This is a genomic window from Pseudomonas nitroreducens, from assembly GCF_014204515.1.
Taxonomy (GTDB): Bacteria; Pseudomonadota; Gammaproteobacteria; order Pseudomonadales; family Pseudomonadaceae; genus Pseudomonas; species Pseudomonas nitritireducens_A.
The window spans coordinates 1-1,421 of record NZ_JACHLI010000080.1; the positions used below are offsets into that span (position 1 = coordinate 1).

The following is a 1,421-nucleotide window of genomic DNA, read 5'->3' on the forward strand; positions in this document are numbered from 1 at the left end:
AGCGCGTTCGCGGACTTCGGGGGAGTAGGTCGTGGTCTTTTTCATGGCCTCATCTTCTCAAGAGTTGAGGCCTCCACGAAACCCGGTGCGATTCACCCTGAAGAACTCCAAGGGCGAACTCTTTCGTAAGTGCATGCCGGGAGCGTCGATGAAGGCGATGCGCAGGATGGTAGACACGATCAAACACTGGCGCATTCATCGATCCACGACGGATGACCTGAGAGATTTTTCTCGCAGGTACAACGCGGTGATTCGAGGATGGATCGAATACTACGGCAGATTCTGGTACAGAAATTTCAGCTATCGACTGTGGAGCGCGTTGCAATCGCGCCTGCTCAAATGGATGAAGAGCAAGTACTGAATCTCTATACATCAAGCGGAGCATCGGCTGCGTCTTGTTCGAAGAGAGAACCCGCAGTTGTTCGCGCATTGGTATTTACTACGTGCATCGAATGTGTAATCAAGAGCCGTATGACGGGAGACTGTCACGTACGGTTCTGTGAGCAGCCGAGGGGTGAAACTCCCTTCGGCTGACTCGACTTGCAGGTTCGCTGCGCAGCGGTAAACGGGCAGCGGCGATCATGAGCTTGATCCAGTCTGCGCGGCTGAATGGTCATGATCCGTACGTGTATCTGAAGGATGTCCTCACGCGCCTGCCGCATAAGTGGCAGCCGGTTTAGTTACGCAAGGCGTGATCGCCGGACGCATACGGAGAGGTGCGCCTGTAATGCGGAAAATGGCTGCTGTGGGGGCTCGCGGAAGCGAGAAAGAGAGTGAAGCACGACGAATCTGAGTGCTGTGGATCGAGAGGCCGCTTTCAAAATCGGCAGACGCTGAAGTTGGCCAGGAACGCAGGCCACTTCAGACTATCCCTGAGCCAATAATTTTCAGGGGTATTTTTGTAACACCACACTAGAGATAAGCGCTCAAAAAATTGACCTCCTGAAATTACTCTAAATCCTCATATTAACTTGCCGGCAGCCAATAATTATTCGGAAAATACTGACTAGATCTTGCCCCTCGGGCGTGCATCAAACGCTCAATAGAATCATAGCATTTCCAGCGAATTAAAATCTAACTCAATAACCTCCCCTGTCTCCCGAGAGCATTCGGCGCCAGGCTTAAATATTAGACGATGATCCCGGACCTTTACATGGCGCGGAACTCGCCACTCACATCGGATATTTGAGCGCCTCAAAGTTCACACGAACAATTGCAAATAGCCTAATAGCCGCTCTACGTCATAACAGGCGCGCTCTGCCAGAGGACGACATGTGAATTCGCCAGACTATTACGAAAAGAAGGATTGAGGCTTACGAGATCCATATTTTCAATGCAAACCAATGCATTGCCAGCTATAATTGAAAAATTATCGGTGATGAGGTTAAATAAAAATGACCAGAACTAGAGTAATGACCGAT

Annotated in this window: 1 protein-coding gene and 1 pseudogene; both read left to right on the forward strand. The window is 50.2% G+C overall.

The window, feature by feature from the left end:
- Positions 1-85 precede the first annotated feature (85 nt).
- Positions 86-361, forward strand: a complete 276-nt coding sequence (locus HNP46_RS35610; protein WP_221455242.1) for a group II intron maturase-specific domain-containing protein — start codon at positions 86-88, stop codon at positions 359-361.
- Positions 362-542: 181 nt separating this feature from the next.
- Positions 543-680, forward strand: a pseudogene (locus HNP46_RS35615) (transposase domain-containing protein); the annotation flags it as partial.
- Positions 681-1,421: the final 741 nt, after the last annotated feature.